This window comes from Amycolatopsis thermalba, from assembly GCF_023376025.1.
Classification (GTDB): domain Bacteria; phylum Actinomycetota; class Actinomycetes; order Mycobacteriales; family Pseudonocardiaceae; genus Amycolatopsis_E; species Amycolatopsis_E thermalba.
The window spans coordinates 134254-151907 of the sequence record NZ_CP091196.1; the positions used below are offsets into that span (position 1 = coordinate 134254).

The window sequence follows — 17654 nt, forward strand, 5'->3', positions numbered from 1 at the left end:
CCGCGTCGCCCGGGGTGGCTGCTGAAGCGAGCCGGCCGTCGCCCACCCCGGCGACGGCCACTCCGGCACGGCCGGACCGCTACCGGAGTCAGCCGGCATCAACCACTCCAGTCGCGCCCCGCCGCCCGATTGAATCCGCCCCAGCCACGGCCCCACCGCAACGAGAGCGAACCCCCGCCAACCACTCCAGTCACCACCGCGACCCGAGCGAGCCGGCATCAACCATCCCGGCCGCAGCCGCACCACCAGCCGACCGAACCCGCGCCAGCCGCCCCGACCGCCATCGCACCCGCGCCGTCCCAACGAACCGGGGTCAACCACCCCGGCCGTAGCCGCCCCCACCACCCGACCGAAGCCGCGCCAGCCACCACCGCGACCGGAGCGAACCGGCATCAACCACCCCAGCGACGGCCGTACCGCCACCCGACCGAACCCCCGCCAACCACCGCTACCCGAGCGCACCGACGTCAACCACTCCGGTGACAGCCACCCCGCGGGGCGCGTCATCGGCACCCATACTGGGGGCCATGAACCAGCCGGAGCCGTTGTTCAGCTCGTCCCGGGCCTTCCGCGTGTGGCGCTACGGCGTCGAGCACTCGGAGCTGGTCCTGCGCACCGACGACGACCCCGACGAGCCGGTCGAGCTGCTGTTCGAGGGCGTGCTGTCGGTGCACTTCGATCAGCTGTGGTTCACCGGCCTGGTGGTCGGCCGCGCGGAGGACCAGATCCTGCGGAGCCCCACCGTCGACATCCCGCACCTGAAGGTCGAACTCGGGTCCGCGGGCCACGCCGCGCAGGTCGTCTGCCGGAGCCTGACCTGCATCGGCGGGATCCACCCAGACGGGAAGATTCTGTGGACCGTCACCGCACCTCGTCCGAAATCCCGGATCACCGCCGACATCCCGGCAGTCGAACGGGCCTGACTGCGGGTGGCGCGAGTCACCAGCGACAATGGAGGACGTGACCGCGACCCTGAGCAAGCCCGCACTGAAGATCGGCCCGTACGAGGTCGATCCCCCAGTGGTGCTCGCGCCCATGGCCGGCATCACGAACGTCGCGTTCCGGCGGTTGTGCCGCGAGTACGGCGCCGGGCTGTACGTGTGCGAGATGATCACCGCGCGCGCCGTCGTCGAGCGGCACCCCGGGACCATGCACATGATGGCCTTCGACCAGGGCGAATACCCCCGGTCTATGCAGCTCTACGGCGTGGACCCGAAGACCATGCGGGAAGCGGTCAAGATCATCGTCGGTGAGGGGCTGGCCGACCACATCGACAGCAACTTCGGCTGCCCGGTCGCCAAGGTCACCCGCAAGGGCGGCGGCGCGGCGCTGCCGTACAAGCGGAAGCTGTTCGCGCAGATCGTGCGGGCCTCGGTGGAGGCGGCCGAGGCCGCGGGCGTGCCGTTCACGGTCAAGTTCCGGATCGGCATCGACGACGACCACCACACCTTCCTCGACGCCGGCCGCATCGCCGAGGCCGAGGGCGCGGCGGCGGTCTCGCTGCACGCCCGCACGGCCGCCCAGCGCTACTCCGGCAAGGCCGACTGGAGGGCGATCGCCCGCCTGAAGGAGGCCGTGCGGACCATCCCCGTGCTGGGCAACGGCGACATCTTCACCGCCGACGACGCGCTGCGGATGGTGGCCGAGACCGGGTGCGACGGCGTGGTCGTCGGACGCGGGTGCCTGGGCCGGCCGTGGCTGTTCGGCGAGCTGGAGGCCGCGTTCGCCGGCCGCCCGATCCCGGAGGGGCCAAGCCTGGGCGAGGTCGCGCGGGTGCTGCGGCGGCACGCGGAGCTGCTGGTCCAGCACGACGGCCACGACAAGGCGATGCGCGACCTGCGCAAGCACATGGCCTGGTACTTCATGGGCTTCCCGGTGGGATCCGGGCTGCGGCGGCGGTTCGCGATGGTGTCGTCGATGGACGAGCTGGACGAGCTGATCGCCCAGCTGGACCACGCGGCGCCGTTCCCCGCGGACGCCCTCGGCCCGCGCGGACGCCAGGGCTCACCCGGCAAGGTCACGCTGCCACACGGCTGGCTGAACAACCCGGACGACGACCTGGTGCCCGAAGCAGAGGACATGCACTCGGGCGGCTGACGTCCGGCACAGTCGCTCGAGGTCCACGGGAATCGCCCAGGTGATCGATCCGAGGACATTTATCCGGGCGGCTAGCGCCCGGCGCGCCGTCTCGCGCGGTCGAAATCGGCGTGCTGCACCGGGTTGGCCGCCCAGTAGTCCTCCGGGATGCGGCGGAGCGCGTCGACCAGGTAGCCGAAGTGGGTTTCCGCGAACGGGTCCCGGTTGAGGATCTCGAGCGCGCGCGGCACCAGGTACGGCACCCCGATCTGCTGCCCGAGCAGGATGCGCACGCCCTCGGCGTCCAGCTCGTCCAGCGGGACCTGGCGCATCCGGTAGCAGGTCCGGATCAGGTAGCTGGTGTCCGGCGGCGGGTCGCCCCAGTAGTCGTCCTCGAGCTGCTCCAGCGACCGGCCCGTCACGGGTCCTTCCGTTCGCTCGCGCCCAGGGCGGCGCGCAGTTCGGCGATCTCCCGGCTCAGCTCGGCGATCTGTGCGCGCGTCACGGTTTGCGACGTCGCCTCGGCCTCCTCGACCCGGCGGACCAGCCACGACGCGAAGGTCGCCGTCACCACGCCGAGCAGCGCGATGCCCGCGACCATCAGCCCGACCGCGATCAGCCGCCCGGTGCCCGACACCGGGTAGCGGTCGCCGTAGCCGACGGTGGTGATCGTCGTGATCGCCCACCACAGCGCGTCCGGGAAGGTCTTGATGCCGGCCTCCTCGACCGGCCGCTCCGCTTCGAGCACGGCGAGGGCCGCGCAGAAGACGATCAGCACCGTCGCGCCCACGAAGTACACGACGACCCGTCCGCGCAGGGCGAGCGCGGCGGTGCGGTTGAGGACGTTCAGCATCGCGACGAGGCGCAGCAGCCGCAGCGGGCGGAGCAGCGGGAGCACGATGACCAGGAGGTCCAGTACGTGCCGCCGGAGGAAACGCGGTTTGTCGCGCGACTGGACCAGTCGCACGACGTAGTCGAGCGCGAACAGCCCCCACGTGAGCCACGTGACGACCTCGCACCACAGACGGCCGGTGCTCCCGAGCGACGGCTGGAGGATCGGCCAGGCGTAGGCGGCCAGGAACACCACCGCGACGCCCGTCAGCGGCCACTCCATGCGCTTTCCCACATGTCCCACTCCCGTCGGTCGGCGCGATCGTCGCACGGACCGGCGCGGTGATCCGGATCATTTCGCCCGGATCGTTACCCGCTTTCTGGTAGACACCATGATCGATGGGCAAGCTGACCAACCGCGCCAGGGCGAAGGCCGACTACTTCTGGTTCATCGGCTCGCGTGAATGGCCGGTGTTCGTGTCCGCCCTGGGCGTGTTGCTCGGCCTCGTCACGCTCGTGCCCAGCGCCGTCGGCATCGTGCTCTCGGGGGTCGCGCTCGCGCTCGGCGTCCTGACCCTCACCCGCGACATCCGCATGCTCCGCGGCCGCTGGGCCGCCTACGAGTTCGCCGCGATCGCCGCGCCCTTCCCGCACGCGGACGTCCCACCGCCCGCGAGCTACCCCGAAGCCCGGTACCTCCACCTGACCGGACGCGGAACCGCCCTGGTCAGCGATGCCATCGACCGAGCACTGTGGACACAACGGTTCTCGGTCGAGGTCGCGCCGGACCCGTATCGCCTGCCCGCCGAACTCAAGGCCACCGCGCCGTACGTGCTGCCGTTGCGCGCGCACGGCCGGTTGCTGTTCAACGGCAAGGTGGTCGGCATGCGGGTGAGCCGCTGCCGTCGGTCGGGCACGGCGCGCCGATCCGGCTGCAGCGCACCCGGTTCTTCGACGCGCAGTGCTCCAACGAGCTGGCGACCCTGCGGATCGCGCGCCGGGACACCGACCAGGTCTTCGACCTGCGACGACACATGATGGTCGACACCGCGGGCCGGCTGCACACGCTCGCCGAGAGCCGGCTGGCGGACATCGTCGGGGTGTCAACGGTGGCGGTCACCACCGACGGCTGCGTACTGGTGGTGCTCCAGTCCAACCGGAATTCGGCCAGCCAGTCGCTGCTCGCCCCGTCGGGCAGCGGATCGCTGGAGCCGCGCGACCTCGACGGCGACGACCTGCACGACGTGGTCCGCGCCGGGATGGAACGCGAGCTGTGCGAGGAGACCGGGCTGCGCCGCGACGAGATCGTGCGCACGACGATCACCGGGTTCGCCCGCTGGATGGACCGCGGTGCGAAGTCGGAGTTCTTCGGGCTGACGGAATTGTCGGTGACGCGGCAGGACCTCGTGACGCGCCGTCCGAGCCGGTCGGAGCGCGATTTCACGGCGGCGATGCGGTTCGTGGAGATCGACCTCGCGGCGTACGGGCGGGAGCTGGCCGCGGGTGCGGACCTGCCGTCCCTGCCCGCGCTGATCACCGACAGCGGTTCGGTGCCGCTGCTGCTGGCGCTGCGGGCGGCCGCGCGGTGGACGGTCCGCGCCGAGCCGAAGGAGGGCGATCGTGTTCACCCCTGACAGTCGTGCGCGGTTGCGCGACGCCTTGATCGCGGTGGCGCACGCCGACGAGCGGGTCAGCGGTGCGGCGCTGACCGGGTCCGCGTCCGTTGGACGAGAGGACCAGTGGTCGGACATCGACCTGGCGCTCGCGGTAGCTGAGGACCGTGAGCAGGTCGTGGCGGACTGGACCGACCGGATGTACCGCGAGCACCGCGCGATCCACCACTTGGACCTCGGCGTGTTCCGGGTGTTCCTGCTGCCGGACACGCTCCAGGTCGACATCGCGTTCTGGCCGGAGGCCGAGTTCGGCCCGACTGGTCCGACATTTCGGACGCTGTTCGGCATGCCGCACGAGCCGCCGCGGATTCAGCCGCCGTCGGCGGAGCACCTGATGGGCATGGCGTGGCTGTACGCGCTGCCCGCCCGGTCCAGCATCGCGCGGGGCCGGGTGTGGCAGGCGGAGTACATGATCAGCGGCGCACGTGATCAGGTGCTCGCGCTGGCGTGCCTGCGTCACGGGGTGCCGGCCGTGCAGGGACGCGGGGTGGACGACCTGCCCGCGGACGTCCTGGCGCCATTCGCGGACACCCTGGTCCGGACCGTGGAGCCGGCCGAGCTGCGGCGCGCGTTCGGGGCGGTCGTGGAACCGCTGCTCGCCGAGGCAGCACAGGTCGACGTGGCGCTCGCGGCCCGGCTGTCGGGGCCGCTCCGGGAGCTGGTCAGCTGACCTCGACGGTGACGAGGGTGACGTTCGCACCGGCGAGCCGGATGGTGAACGTGCCGGTGCGGGTCGGGGTGACGTCGAGGTCCTCGGGCTCGGTCGGGGCGACGTCGGCGTTCGCGTCCGGGTAGGCGTCGACCACGATGTCGTCAGCGCGGTCCGAGGTGACGTTCACCTGGAGCGGCTGCCCGACCTTCCCCGGCACGACGAGGTTCGCGGGATCCACCTGCCCGTTCCGGTAGGCGACGTCGACGATCGACGCGCCGGCGCTGGTGGGCGGCGCGGAGGTGGGCGCGGCCTGGTCGTCGCCACCGGACGAGCAGCCGGCGGCGGCGAAGGCGATCAAGGTCGTTGCGAGAACACGGCGCACCATCCGACCCAAGCTAGGCCGGATGGCGGCGGCGCGCAGGGCGAAGACCACGTCGGAGTGATCCCGGGGCGTTGTCCTGTGCGGACTCAGGGCCGTGGTGTCCGCTCACCGTGGGTGGCGGTGTACTCGGCGGCGAGCCAGGGGGCCAGGTCGTCGATCAGCATCGCGAGGATCGCCGGGTCGGCGGTGGGTTCGCGGGCGGTCCGGGCGGCGGTGCGCATCTGTTGGCGGCGGTCCGGGTAGTAGTGGCCGAAGAGTTCGGCGGATCGGGCGAGGTCGCTCGTCCAGCCGCCCCAGCGGGGCATGACCAGGGTGAAGCCGGTGCGGACGATCCGGCGCGCGACCGTGCGGCTGAGGGTCTGGCGTTCGCGGTCGGTCACCTCGGCGGCGCGCTTGCGCCAGTCCGGGAGCAGCGCTCCGAGATCGCCGTTCGTCTCGCGCGCGAGCACCGACGTGGGGCGATAGCGGGGCAGGTGCTCGGCGAGGTCGGGGCCGAGGAGGGGCGTGCACAGGCAGGCGACGAAGAAGCCGCCGTCGTGGCGTTCGGCGTCGCTGAGGAGTGTGCGGGCGCTGTCGAGTTGGATGCCGGCGCCGTTGATCTGGGGGAACTCGCGGTCGAGGGCGTCCTCGATGCGCCCGGCCTCGCGCCGGTCGGCGTCGGTGGGCTCGTCGTGGAGGGCGAGGAGGGCGTCGAGGTCGGAGGTGCCGGGGAGGGCGGTGCCGCGCGGGACGCTGCCGTAGAGGTAGGCGCTGTGAAGCCGCACGAAAGTCCCAACGACGCGCCTCCGAAACGCCTCCACGACGGGGGCGAACTCTGTGGACACGCGATCCAGAGAGCCTTCGCGCGCGATCGTCCCGTCCCGGTCTAGACCTCGATCGTCCACCTGACTACTGTGCCCTGCGTTCGTCTTGCGGGCGGGTAACTTCTGCCGGATGTGGGACATCCTCGGCGACCTGGTGGCTGCGTTGATCGGGACGCCGTCCCCCGAACGCGAGCCCGGCCGGCGCCGGGAACGTGTCTCGGTGAGGCGGCGGGAGGCGTTCGAGATCAGGCTCAGATGCGCGCTGCGGTGGCCGGCTGGCGGGGTGCCGTGTTGGCGGTCGGGCAGCGAGGTTGTTCGGATTCCCCCGAACCGTGGATGATCACAGCTTGCCTTCCCCCTGATCGCACATGCCGCTACGCACTCGCGGGAGCATCGTCGGCGGCTTCGCGTTCGGCCAGGGACTCGTCCAGCAACTCGAACAGCACGTTGATGGCGTGCGCGTTCTCGTCGGCCGTGAGGTCGAAGCCACGTGAGCGGAAGGCTCCATCAGGAAATGCGAGCCACAGCACTTCGGCGCTCCAGACCAGAGGGCTCCTCTCGAGGCCGCGCCTCCGCAAGACCCAGTCGTGAAATTCGCGCAGCCATCCGCCGCCGTTGCGCATGGCGTGCTGGTCGTATCCGGTGATGAAGGAACTGATCGCGTGGTAGGTCCCGCGCTCGACGAACATGCCGGGCCGCCGCCCCACATTCGCGAAGAACTCCCGTTCGCTCATCGTCTCGAGCGACGTCATGTCGATCTCCCCTGAGTTGAGTCGAACAGAGCATACGAACGGACGCGCTGCACAGGCGCAAGCGAGCCTCGGGCGAGGTTCGGGCGGCAGGGCCGCTGATGACGTCACGACGGTTGGAGCGGGAGGTGTGCCGGGGCCGACGGCCTAGGCGGAGCGGCTCCCGAAGCTCGTCGAGGAGCACCGCCGTGGCCGCATGATGTTGCTGGAGACAGCAGAAGGGGCGCCTCCCGAACCCGGATGGCACCCCTTCTGACCTGCGGAGAGCGGATGACGGGAATCGAACCCGCGTTCTCAGCTTGGGAAGCTGATGTTCTACCATTGAACTACATCCGCAGCGACGCACAGCATACACAACGTCGCTCCTCTGCGAAGCCACCCCCTTGACTCCGTGGGGCGCAAGTGACAACACTCGTTGTCGAAAGGGGTGGGTGTGCATGGATGAGCGACTGCCGGATCCCGAGTTGTTCCGCCGTGGGGGTTTCAGCCTGGCGGCCAAGCTCTTCGTGAAGCACGACATCCGCGCGACCGAACGCCAGATGCGCCGCTTCCGGGAGTTCGCCCAGGCGCAGGACCCCAAGGCCGACGCCGTCGTCGCGATGTTCCGTCGGCTGCCGGGGCACCAGGGGCGCCGGCTGTTCGAACAGGCCCTCACCGACGGCATCCACAGCCTCGACGATCCGCCGCGAGAGCTCGTCGACTTCTTCGAGCACGTCGAGGCCACCCCGTACTGGGTCGATCCCGTCCGCCTCGACCGGGGCGCGAAAGCGATCATCCGCACCGGCGTCCTCGGCCTCTTCCCGCTCGGGGACATGTCGCTCATGGGCGGCTACCTCGCCTCGCGCGCCACGAAGACCCTCGTCGCCACCGGGGAGATCGAGCGGATGGCCAGCCAGCGCCTCGTGGAAACCGCGGCCTGGTGGATGGACGTCACCACGCCCGGCGCGCTGGCCATCGGCCACAGCGGCTACGCCTCCGCCCTGCGCGTCCGGCTCGTGCACGCCCACGTCCGCGCCGCCATGAACCGCCGCCCGGACTGGGACTACGACGAGTGGGACAAGCCGGTCAACCAGGTCCAGACCGCCGGCACGCTGCTCCTCTTCTCGCTCGTCTTCGTCTACGGCACGCAGCTGCTCGGCATCCGGTTCAGCGACCGCGAGCGCGCCGACATCCTGCACCTCTGGCGCTACGTCGGCTGGCTGCTCGGCATCGACGAGGAACTCCTGCCCGCCACCGAGGAGGACGCCTGGCGCCTGTTCTGGCTGCTCGCGTCCACCGAGTTCATCCCCGACGAGGACAGCAAACGCCTCGCCAAGGCCCTGATCGAGTCGCACGCCGCCATCGGCGCGGGGCGCGGCGCCGTGGGCAAGGTGCTGTCCCACGTCTCGGTCGCCGTGCACTCCTCCATCAGCCGGCTCGTGCTGGGCAAGACGAACGCCGACTTCCTGGAGATCCCCAACGACCCGATCGCGCAGGGCGCCATCCTCGCCGTCGCCGCGGGCAACTTCGCCGCCGAGACCGCGCGGCGCTTCATCCCCGGCGCCACGGCGCTGCAGGAGTACATCGGCGCACTCGAACGCCGCCGCTACGTCGACCGGCTCGGCCGGGTGTTCAAGCTGGATCCCACCTACGCGCGGCACATGCGGGCTGCCTAGGGTTAGAGCGTGCTGCTCAGTGACCGCGACCTCCGCAAAGAGCTCGAAGCCGGCCGTCTCGGCATCGACCCCTTCGATCCGGCGATGCTCCAGCCGTCGAGCATCGACGTGCGGCTGGACCGGTTCTTCCGGGTGTTCAACAACAGCCAGTACACCCACATCGACCCCAAGCTCCAGCAGGACGAGCTGACCTCGCTGGTCGAGAAGGACGGCGACGACGCGTTCGTCCTCCACCCGGGTGAGTTCGTGCTCGCGTCCACGTTCGAGCTGGTCACGCTGCCCGACGACCTCGCCGGGCGGCTCGAGGGCAAGTCGTCGCTGGGACGGCTCGGACTGCTCACGCACTCCACCGCCGGCTTCATCGACCCCGGCTTCACCGGGCACATCACGCTGGAGCTGTCGAACGTGGCGAACCTGCCGATCACCCTGTGGCCGGGGATGAAGATCGGCCAGCTGTGCCTGTTCCGGCTCACCAGCCCGGCCGAAAACCCGTACGGCTCGGCCGCCGTCGGGTCCCGCTACCAGGGCCAACGCGGCCCGACGCCGTCCCGGGCGTACCTGAACTTCCACACCGCCGACACCAACCGCTAGAGGCCGAACAGCTCCCGCCGGGCGGGCGGTGGCTTGCGGTGGGGGACGGTGGTGAGCGGTCCGCGCTCCGCTGACCTGGAGACAGCAGCCCGAACCCGTTCGCCCCCAGCCGGTGCCGCCATCACAGTGCGACGATGTGGCCTACGGGGGCTTGGCCGGCTGTGTGCGGCATGGCCGGGTCGGGCAGCGCGCCGCCGTTGGCAGCACGTCAGGTGCATCGCCACCGAGCATCGTCGCCGCGTCGCATCGCAGCGACGCCAAGTCCAGACCGGGATGGCCCGCCCCGGCACAGTCCAAGCCATAGATCACCGTGCACGAACACCGGGACCGAAGACGCCTCCGGCTGTCCCGAACGGCAGATCCGCGCGCGAACCAGCTCGACCGCGTGCAACTCCGCCGCGACAGCGCCGCGTCAATCTACCGGCGCTGGGCTCCACCGGGATCTGGCTGCTGCCCGAGACTCGCCGGCCAGGCGCAAGGCCGCAACCTCCGTGCGACCTGCGCCGGGCCGCAACACCGCCTCCGAGTCATCCTCGAAACGCAACAGCCAGGGCGCTCCCCCTTCACGGAGCCCGCACCAGCCCAGCACCCGCTGCCCGGCGGCCGTCTCTGCCCAGCTCAGCGCACCTTCCACAGCCGCGGCCCAGAGCGATTTCCGGGACCGAGTCCCGTCAGCCGCTCCCCACGTCGTTCGTGGCCGTCGTCCAGCCCCCTACAGGCCGAGCAGCTCGCGTGCCCGCCGGGCCGCCTCCTGCAGGTCGCCGGTGATCAGCTTGTCGATTTCGCGTAGGCCGGCGCGGTCCAGCAGGCGCTTCTCGTTGAGCACCCACTCTCCGCGTTCGGCCAGCACCGCGTGCCCGGCCTGCATCGCCGCCGTGGCGAGTGCTCCCGCGAACTCCGTCACCTGCCCGCGCGGCGCGTAGTTGTGTTCGGCGTACGTCAGCGTCAGCGAGGCCCGCGCGCGCCACACGGCAGGCGCCGACCGCCGCAGCGCCTCCGGGAACTCCACGGCCGGCAGCGAACCCCGCAGCACCCGGTTGATCGCCAGCTCGGCCACCACCAGGTAGCTCGGGATCCCCGCCAGGTGGAACATCAGCGGCTCCCAGTGGAACCGGCCCTCCCGCGCCTCGGCCAGCTCGTGCTCGACCACGTCCAGGTCGCGGTAGTGGACATCGGCCTTGCGCCCGTCGATCGTCAGCCACGCGCCGCCGTTGAACACGCCGCCGCCCCATTCGCCGATCTCCGACACCTCGCCCGGCCAGCCGAGAGCGCGCAGGTCAGCGGGATCGAAGGCACCGCGGTAGTACACCGCGAAGTCCCAGTCGCTGTCCGGCCGGTGCGTGCCCGCCGCCCGGGACCCGCCCAGCGTCACGGCCTCCACGCCGGGCAGCCCGGCCAGCCGCGCGGCCACCTCGTCTTCGAAGCTCATGCGTTCAGCCTCCCATGATCAGGTGGTCCATGTCACCCGGTGGTACGGCATGGACTGGACCATTTTGTAGGTTGCTCCGAATGGAGGCATCACCTCAGGCAAAGGAGCACGGGTCGTGAGTTCGACGACGACCGGGGAGCGAGCCGGTCAACAACACCTCGCCCATGTCGTGTTCATCGCCAGCGCGGCCGCGGTCGGCGGGTTCCTGTTCGGGTACGACAGCTCGAACATCAACGGTGCCGTTCTCGGCATCCAGCGGCACTTCGAGGTCGGTGACGGGGTGACCGGGCTGACCGTGTCGAGCGCGCTGATCGGTTCGGCCGTGGGCGCCTGGTTCGGCGGACTGCTGTCCGACCGGATCGGCCGCATCCGGACCATGCAGCTCGCGGCGGTCCTGTTCCTGGTCAGCGCCCTCGGAGCGATGTTCCCGTTCAGCGTGTGGGACCTGGCGATCTGGCGCGTGGTCGGCGGCATCGCGATCGGCGTCGCGTCGGTCATCGGCCCGGCCTACATCGCCGAGGTCGCGCCACCGGCCTACCGCGGCAGGCTCGCCTCGCTGCAACAGCTGGCGATCGTCCTCGGCATCGGGGTGTCCGCGCTGGTCAACTGGGTCATCAAGGCACTGGCCCCGATCGGCGCGGACGGTGCGCACGACCTCAACGGCAACCTCGGCGGCATCGAGCCCTGGCAGTGGATGCTCGGCGCCGCGGCCGTGCCCGCGGTGATCTACTTCGTCCTCGCCTCGATCATCCCCGAGTCGCCGCACTTCCTGCTGGCCAACGGCAAGATCGACAAGGCCCGCAAGGTGCTGCGCGAGGTCGAGGGCGGGGACGTCGACACCAAGCTCGACGACATCCGCCGCAGCCTGCGCACCGAGAAGCGGTCCAAGGTCCGCGACCTCGTCGGCGGCCGCTTCGGGCTGCTGCCGATCGTGTGGGTGGGCATCGCGCTGGCGGTGTTCCAGCAGTTCGTCGGCATCAACGTGATCTTCTACTACAGCGACACGCTGTGGCACTCCGTCGGCCAGAACACCGACTCGCTGCTGATCTCGATGGTCAGCCCGGTCATCAACATCATCGGCACGTTCATCGCGATCGCCTTCATCGACCGGGTCGGCCGCAAGCCGCTGCTGCTGATCGGCTCGGTGGGCATGCTCGTCGGCCTCGGGGTGGCCGCGATCGCGTTCGGCAACGCCGTCACCGTCGGCGGCGAGCTGAGCCTGCCGGGCGCGTGGGGCCCGATCGCGCTGGTGTTCGCGAACCTGTTCGTGATCTCCTTCGCGATGTCGTGGGGCGTGATCCTGTGGGTCATGCTCGGCGAGATGTTCCCGCTGCGCATCCGCGGCGCCGCGCTGGCCGTCGGCACCGCGGCGAACTGGGTCGCGAACTGGGCGGTCACGGTCAGCTTCCCGAGCATGGCCGGCTGGAACCTGTCGGTCACCTACTGGATCTACGCGGCGTTCGCGCTGCTGTCGATCCCGTTCGCGCTGCGGTTCGTCCGGGAGACGAAGGGCACCGCGATCGAGGACGTCAGCTGACGAACGCCCGCTCGATGATGGCCCTGGTGCCGGTGCCCGCGGGCAGGGTGCCGAACGCGATGCCCCAGTCCCCGGCCAGGCGGGACGCGCAGAAGGCGTCCGCGACGGCCTTCGGGGCGTAGCGCACCAGCAGGGAACCCTGCAGCACCAGGGCCATCATCTCGGCCAGCCGCCGCGCCCGGTACTGGAGGTCCTCCAGGTCCGACAGCTCCTTGCGCACCCGGGCGATCGCGTCGTCCAGGCGCGCGTCGGCGCCGGCGGCGAGGTCGAGTTCGGCGAAGAACGCCTCCACCGACTCCGGCTGCTTGCCCATCGCGCGCAGGGAATCCAGCGCCGCGACGTTGCCCGAACCCTCCCAAATGGACAGCAACGGCGCCTCCCGATACAGGCGCGGCATGCCGGAGTCCTCGACGTAACCGTTGCCGCCCAGGCATTCCAGCGCCTCGGCGGTGTGCGCGGCGCCGCGCTTGCACACCCAGTACTTGGTGACCGCGAGCGCGAGACGGCGGAACGCCTGCTGGTCCGGGTCGGCGGTGGCGCCGGCCAGCCGCATCGCGACGGTCGTGGCCGCCTCCGACTCCACGACCAGGTCCGCCAGCACGTTCGCCATCGCCGGCTGGTCGACGAGGTGCGCGCCGAACGCCTTGCGGTGCCGCGCGTGGTGCACGGCCTGCACGACGGCCTGGCGCATCAGGGAGGCGCTGCCGAGGACGCAGTCCAGGCGGGTGTTGTTGACCATCTCGATGATGGTCGGCACGCCGCGGCCCTCCTCGCCGACGAGCCACCCGACCGCGCCGTCGTACTCGATCTCGGACGAGGCGTTCGACTTGTTACCGAGCTTGTCCTTGAGGCGCTGGAAGAAGATGCGGTTGCGGGAGCCGTCGGGCAGCACGCGCGGCAGCATGAAGCAGGACAGGCCGCCGGGCGCCTGCGCCAGCGTCAGGAACATGTCCGACATCGGCGCCGAGGTGAACCACTTGTGGCCGGTCAGCACGTAGCTGCCGTCGCCGGCCGGCTGCGCGGTGGTGGTGTTGGCGCGGACGTCGGAACCGCCCTGCTTCTCCGTCATCGACATGCCGGCGATCAGGCCGCGCTTGGTGGTGGGCACGCGCAGGCCGTAGTCGTACACCGGCGCGGCGAGCAGCGGCTCGTACACCGCGGCCAGCTCCGGGTTGTGCCGCAGCGTCGGGACCGCGGCGTAGGTCATCGAGATCGGGCAGACGTGCCCGCCCTCGGCCTGGTTCCACACCAGGACCTTCGCCGCGCGCGCGACGTGCGCGCCCGGCCGGTCGGACACCCACGGCGCCGCGTGCAGGCCGTGCTCGACCGCGACCGTCATCAGCTCGTGGTAGTACGGGTGGTACTCGACCTCGTCGACGCGGTGGCCGTAGCGGTCGTGCGTGTGCAGGACGGGCGGGTTCTCGTTGGCGACCCGGCCCCACTCCTGGCCCTGGGCGCTGCCGGCGAGGCGGCCCAGCTCGTGCACCTCGTCCTCGGCCCAGCCACCGCCTTCCCGGCGCAGCCCCTCCAGCAGCGCGGCGTCGCCGGCGACGTCGTAGTCGACCAGCGGCGGGACCTGGTTGAGGACTTCGTGGGTGTCAGGCATGGCGGCCTCCCAGAGCGCGGACGATGAACGTGCGGAGCGCGCCGATAGCGTCGGCGCTGTCGGTGGTCAGTGGTCCGATCAGCACCTCGGCGGCGCCGCCGACGAGGGCGGCGGCGGTGAGGTCGGCGTCCTGCGGCGGCAACTGCCCGCTGCGGACGCCCGCGGAGACGTGGCGGGCGATCTCGTCCCGGAACACACGCCGGAACACGATCCGCTCGGCCTCGATCGGGGCGTCGACGGGTTCGGCGAGCAGGGCGTACGCCTGACGCGGGACCTTCAGCGCCCGCTCGGCGAACGTCTCGATGATCGCCACGATCCGCTCGACCGGGTCGCCGGGCGTCTCGGCGGCCTTGCGCACCGCGGCGACCTCGTGGCCGACGATGCTCTGGAACAGCTCGACGACCAGCTCGGCCTTGCCGGGGAAGTGCTTGTAGACCGTGCCGGTCGCGATGCCCGCCTTCTCCGCGACGGCGCTCACCGAGCACCCCGCGTAGCCGCGCTCGGCCAGGAGCGCGGCCGCGGCGGTCAGGATCGCCTCACGCTGGGCGTCGAGGCGAGCCTGGACCTGCGGGGTACGTCGGTACGGCACGTGAAGAAGTGAACCACTGATTCACGGCTTCACGCAAGGGAGCGGTACGCCTCGCGCGTCAGATCGGTGATCCGGTCCGCCGAGTCCGCCCAGCTCAGGGTGGTCGGCTGGGAGGTCAGGACGACGACGATCCGCCGGTCGCCGCGGTCGGCGGTGCCGGAGGTGTGCATGACGCGGCTGGTCAGGTCGACGTCCCCACTGGAGGCGAGCTCGGTCGCGGACCGCGCCTCGGGCGAGGCGAGCACGCGCTTGGTGTTCGCCGGCACGCACTCCTCGCCCGGAGCCGGCGCCGCGCCGAAGCCGGACCAGCCCTGCTTCACCGCACCCGGTCGCGGGAGCGCGCTCGGGATGCCGAACGACTGGTCGAACCCGTCGTCTGCGCACTTCGTGGCCTGCTCCAGGTTGTCCATGATGAAGTCGCGGAACTTCGGGTGCGCCTTTTCGAGGATGTACTCGTAGGTCTTCGCGACGTCCGCGGCACTGACCGCGGTGTAACCCCAGGTGCCGCGCTTTTCCGCGGGCGGCGGCGTGGTGTCGGTGAGACCGATCTTCGCCACCATCCGGTTGACGATCTCCTCCCAGCCGTCGCGCACCCACAGCACGCTGGCCGCGTCGTCGTTGCTGGAGCGCAGCATCGGTTCGAGCAGCGCGAGGTCGTCGGCCGGGATCTCGTAGTCCGGCCCGTGCGACTCCAGGTAGTCGAGCGCGATGAACAGCTTGACCAGCGACGCCGACCGGTACTGGTGGTGCTCGTTCCCGGCGACGGTCTCGCCGGTGCGCCGGTCGAGGACGACGTAACCGGCGGTCATGCCCTCGGGCAGCTCAGCCGCGGAAGCGGGCGCGGCCAGCACGGCCGTCGACGCCGCGAAAGCCACGGCGAGGCTCAGGATCTTGCGCAATGTCGGATCCCCACAGTTCGATGATCAGCTTGGTGGGGCGCACACTATCGCCTGGCCGTGGGGCCGGTCAGCGCCCGTAGCGTTTCGCGATGTCGCCGTACCGCGCGAGCACCGCGGCCCTCAGCTCGGGATCGCTGCGCGGCACCGGTTCGATGAACACCTCGGTGACATCGGAGAACTCGTCGTGCAGCTCGGCGGCCAGCCGGACGCACGCGCGTTCGAGGTCGGCGGCGCTCAGCGCGTCGTCGAAGTCCACGCGGGCGCAGACCAGGATCTGGTCCGTGCCGAGCAACATGGTCTGCAGGTCGACCACCGACTCGACCTCCCCCGCCGCCGACAGGTACTCGCGAATCCCGCGCACCACCGTCAGGTCCGCCTGGCGGCCGATCAGCAGGCGCAGGTTCGTCCGCCCCAGCACGTACGCCACGACAGCCAGCAGCAGGCCGATCAGGATCGACGCGATCCCGTCGTACACCGCGGACCCCGTCACGTGGTGCAGGAACACCCCGGCGAACGCCAGCACCAGCCCGATCAGCGCGGCCGAGTCCTCCAGGAACACCGTCTTCGGCGCCGGGTCGTCGATGTAGCGCAGGAACTTCCAGATCGTCCGGTTCTGCTCCGCCGCGCCCCGCCGCACCTGGCGGAACGCCTGCGTCCACGACACCGACTCCATCGCGAACGCCAGCGCCAGCACGACGTACCCGACGATCGGGCTGCTCTGCTCCACCGGCTCCCCGAACACCGTCGAGAAACCTTCGTACAGCGCGAACGTCGCACCGGAGGCGAAGATCGACACCGCCGCGAGCAGCGACCAGAAGTACCGCTCCTTGCCGTACCCGAACGGGTGCATCACATCCGCCGGTCGGCCGGACCGGCGCAGCGCGGTGAGCAGCAGGATCTCGGTGAACGTGTCGGCCACCGAGTGCGCCGCCTCGGACAGCATCGCCCCCGAGCCGGTGATGACGCCGGCCACCGCCTTCATGATCGCGATGGCCAGGTTGACACCGCCGGCCAGCAAGACGGTGAGGGTGCTTTCGCCCCCGCCGGTCTGCCGCTCCGATTCCTCGCTCACCGGCCGATCCTACGAGTGGATCACAGCCGCTGCAGGCCGTCCAGAACGCGCTTCATCAGCTCGAGCGGCGGGCGCCCCTCGGCGGTCCGCTCGATGCCGTGGATGTGCAGCAACCCCAATTCGGCCATATCGGACAACAGCACCCTGGCGACGCCGAGCGGGATCGACAGCAGCGCCGCGACCTCGGCCAGCGACCGCGGGCTGTCGACGACCGCGCGCACGGGCTGGTACTCCGCGCTCAACGCGGGGCCGGTCCACTTGGCGTCGGCCCGGACGGACACCAGCGTCTCGATCGCCAGCTCGTACGCGGAGTGCGTGCGCCCCTTGGTCAGCACGTACGGCCGCACGCGCAGCCGGTTCTCCTCGTCGGGGTCGAGCAGCTCGGCGGGTTCCGGCTCCGGCTCGGCGGGCTCGGGGCGGGGCCGCGGCGAGGGCTTGAACTCCTCGCGCGGTTCGGGGTCCGGCAACGGTTCGGGCTCCGGTTCAGGCGCGGGATCCGGCTCCGGTTCGCGGTACCGAGCGAGCTGCTTCTCGGTGGGGAACCGGGCACCGGCGGCCCGCTTGGTCTTCGTGGTCTCGGCGGGGACGGGGTCCGGAGCTTGTGGTTCCGGACCAGGGGGTTCGGCGTTTTCGCCGGTCAGCTTCCGCATCTGCGTCACGGACGGGAACCGGGCACCGGCGCGCGCGACCGCCGGCTCTCCGGCCGGTCCGGTCCCGTCGGGTACTCCCATGCTCAGCCCCGTTCGCGCGCGTCAGCATCCTCCGCGGGCAGCGTCGGCAGCGTGACGAACAGAATAACCCGGGTGTCGAGCCCCCAACGGGCGGTTGTGACTCGCAGGTTCAACGGTCCTGCGGCAAGTTCGCGGTCGGTGGTGGTGAGCCCGTCGCAGGTCGCTCGCGCGCCCAGTGACACGGGCTGTCGCGGATCTCGGCCAGGTGGACCAAGCCGGCGCTGGACGCGGACGAGCGGGCCGAGCGGCTGACCCAACCGGAGAGGAACGAGAAGGCGGTTCCGCTGGGGGCCTGCCCGACTTGTCCAAGTTCATGGCGACGGCGTCCGTATCGGAGTCGGCCCTGGGAGACGAAGAAGAGTGGGCGCGTGCTGCCCGC

Annotated in this window: 17 protein-coding genes, 1 tRNA gene and 1 pseudogene; 7 read left to right on the forward strand and 12 right to left on the reverse strand. The window is 70.8% G+C overall.

Features of this window, described 5'->3' with window-relative positions; translation table 11 throughout:
* Positions 1 to 527 precede the first annotated feature (527 nt).
* Positions 528 to 923, forward strand: coding sequence for a hypothetical protein (locus tag L1857_RS00660; protein ID WP_094006414.1), 396 nt, complete (start codon positions 528 to 530; stop codon positions 921 to 923).
* Between the two features lie 28 nt (positions 924 to 951).
* Complete coding sequence (dusB, locus tag L1857_RS00665; protein WP_116111001.1) at positions 952 to 2097, forward strand: tRNA dihydrouridine synthase DusB; 1146 nt, start codon at positions 952 to 954, stop codon at positions 2095 to 2097.
* A 71-nt stretch (positions 2098 to 2168) separates the two neighbouring features.
* On the opposite strand, the gene L1857_RS00670 is transcribed toward dusB, so the two are convergent.
* Positions 2169 to 2498, reverse strand: coding sequence for a contact-dependent growth inhibition system immunity protein (locus L1857_RS00670; RefSeq protein ID WP_094006416.1), 330 nt, complete (start codon positions 2496 to 2498; stop codon positions 2169 to 2171).
* Complete coding sequence (locus tag L1857_RS00675) at positions 2495 to 3190, reverse strand: potassium channel family protein (protein ID WP_116111002.1); 696 nt, start codon at positions 3188 to 3190, stop codon at positions 2495 to 2497. Before L1857_RS00675 ends, L1857_RS00670 begins: the two co-directional genes overlap by 4 nt.
* Positions 3191 to 3306: 116 nt before the next feature.
* Between L1857_RS00675 and L1857_RS35640 the strand changes: the two are divergent.
* Positions 3307 to 4541, forward strand: a pseudogene (locus L1857_RS35640) (hypothetical protein).
* On the forward strand, positions 4528 to 5250 hold the full coding sequence (locus tag L1857_RS00690; RefSeq protein ID WP_116111003.1) for a nucleotidyltransferase domain-containing protein: 723 nt from the start codon (positions 4528 to 4530) through the stop codon (positions 5248 to 5250). The pseudogene L1857_RS35640 and the gene L1857_RS00690 overlap by 14 nt, the downstream one beginning before the upstream one ends.
* Here L1857_RS00690 and L1857_RS00695 read toward each other — a convergent pair.
* The 4 genes from L1857_RS00695 to L1857_RS00710 form a co-directional block, all read right to left on the reverse strand.
* Complete coding sequence (locus L1857_RS00695; RefSeq protein WP_162831073.1) at positions 5243 to 5617, reverse strand: hypothetical protein; 375 nt, start codon at positions 5615 to 5617, stop codon at positions 5243 to 5245. The two genes, L1857_RS00690 and L1857_RS00695, sit on opposite strands and share 8 nt — an antisense overlap.
* A gap of 83 nt (positions 5618 to 5700) precedes the next feature.
* Positions 5701 to 6378 (reverse strand): nucleotidyltransferase domain-containing protein, encoded by a 678-nt coding sequence (locus L1857_RS00700; protein ID WP_240323215.1) that lies wholly within the window; start codon positions 6376 to 6378, stop codon positions 5701 to 5703.
* A 413-nt stretch (positions 6379 to 6791) separates the two neighbouring features.
* Positions 6792 to 7169: a hypothetical protein gene (locus L1857_RS00705; protein ID WP_094006422.1), complete on the reverse strand. Its 378-nt coding sequence runs from the start codon at positions 7167 to 7169 to the stop codon at positions 6792 to 6794.
* A 262-nt stretch (positions 7170 to 7431) separates the two neighbouring features.
* Positions 7432 to 7502 (reverse strand) — tRNA-Gly (locus L1857_RS00710).
* A 101-nt stretch (positions 7503 to 7603) separates the two neighbouring features.
* On the opposite strand from L1857_RS00710, the gene L1857_RS00715 reads away from it, so the two are divergent.
* Both L1857_RS00715 and dcd read left to right on the forward strand, forming a co-directional pair.
* Entirely contained in the window at positions 7604 to 8821 is a 1218-nt protein-coding gene (locus L1857_RS00715; protein WP_116111011.1) for an oxygenase MpaB family protein, read from the forward strand.
* 9 nt (positions 8822 to 8830) lie between these two features.
* Entirely contained in the window at positions 8831 to 9412 is a 582-nt protein-coding gene (dcd, locus tag L1857_RS00720) for a dCTP deaminase (protein WP_094006457.1), read from the forward strand.
* A gap of 712 nt (positions 9413 to 10124) precedes the next feature.
* On the opposite strand, the gene L1857_RS00725 is transcribed toward dcd, so the two are convergent.
* Complete coding sequence (locus L1857_RS00725; protein ID WP_094006458.1) at positions 10125 to 10841, reverse strand: nucleotidyltransferase domain-containing protein; 717 nt, start codon at positions 10839 to 10841, stop codon at positions 10125 to 10127.
* Positions 10842 to 10956: 115 nt separating this feature from the next.
* Between L1857_RS00725 and L1857_RS00730 the strand changes: the two genes are divergently transcribed.
* On the forward strand, positions 10957 to 12378 hold the full coding sequence (locus tag L1857_RS00730) for a sugar porter family MFS transporter (RefSeq protein WP_205413275.1): 1422 nt from the start codon (positions 10957 to 10959) through the stop codon (positions 12376 to 12378).
* On the opposite strand, the gene L1857_RS00735 is transcribed toward L1857_RS00730, so the two are convergent.
* The 5 genes from L1857_RS00735 to L1857_RS00755 all read right to left on the reverse strand — a co-directional run bounded on the left by L1857_RS00735 (position 12371) and on the right by L1857_RS00755 (position 17275).
* Positions 12371 to 13984, reverse strand: coding sequence for an acyl-CoA dehydrogenase family protein (locus L1857_RS00735; RefSeq protein WP_094006460.1), 1614 nt, complete (start codon positions 13982 to 13984; stop codon positions 12371 to 12373). The genes L1857_RS00730 and L1857_RS00735 overlap by 8 nt on opposite strands.
* Positions 13977 to 14573 carry a TetR/AcrR family transcriptional regulator gene (locus tag L1857_RS00740; RefSeq protein ID WP_094006461.1) on the reverse strand — a complete coding sequence of 199 codons (597 nt, stop codon included), beginning with the start codon at positions 14571 to 14573 and terminating at the stop codon, positions 13977 to 13979. Before L1857_RS00740 ends, L1857_RS00735 begins: the two co-directional genes overlap by 8 nt.
* A gap of 29 nt (positions 14574 to 14602) precedes the next feature.
* On the reverse strand, positions 14603 to 15472 hold the full coding sequence (locus tag L1857_RS00745) for a serine hydrolase family protein (protein WP_240323217.1): 870 nt from the start codon (positions 15470 to 15472) through the stop codon (positions 14603 to 14605).
* Between the two features lie 67 nt (positions 15473 to 15539).
* Positions 15540 to 16544 carry a cation diffusion facilitator family transporter gene (locus L1857_RS00750; protein ID WP_094006462.1) on the reverse strand — a complete coding sequence of 335 codons (1005 nt, stop codon included), beginning with the start codon at positions 16542 to 16544 and terminating at the stop codon, positions 15540 to 15542.
* Positions 16545 to 16564: 20 nt separating this feature from the next.
* The gene (locus L1857_RS00755; RefSeq protein WP_094006463.1) at positions 16565 to 17275 is read right to left on the reverse strand and encodes a DUF742 domain-containing protein; all 711 of its coding nucleotides are present in this window, start codon (positions 17273 to 17275) and stop codon (positions 16565 to 16567) included.
* Positions 17276 to 17654 lie beyond the last annotated feature (379 nt).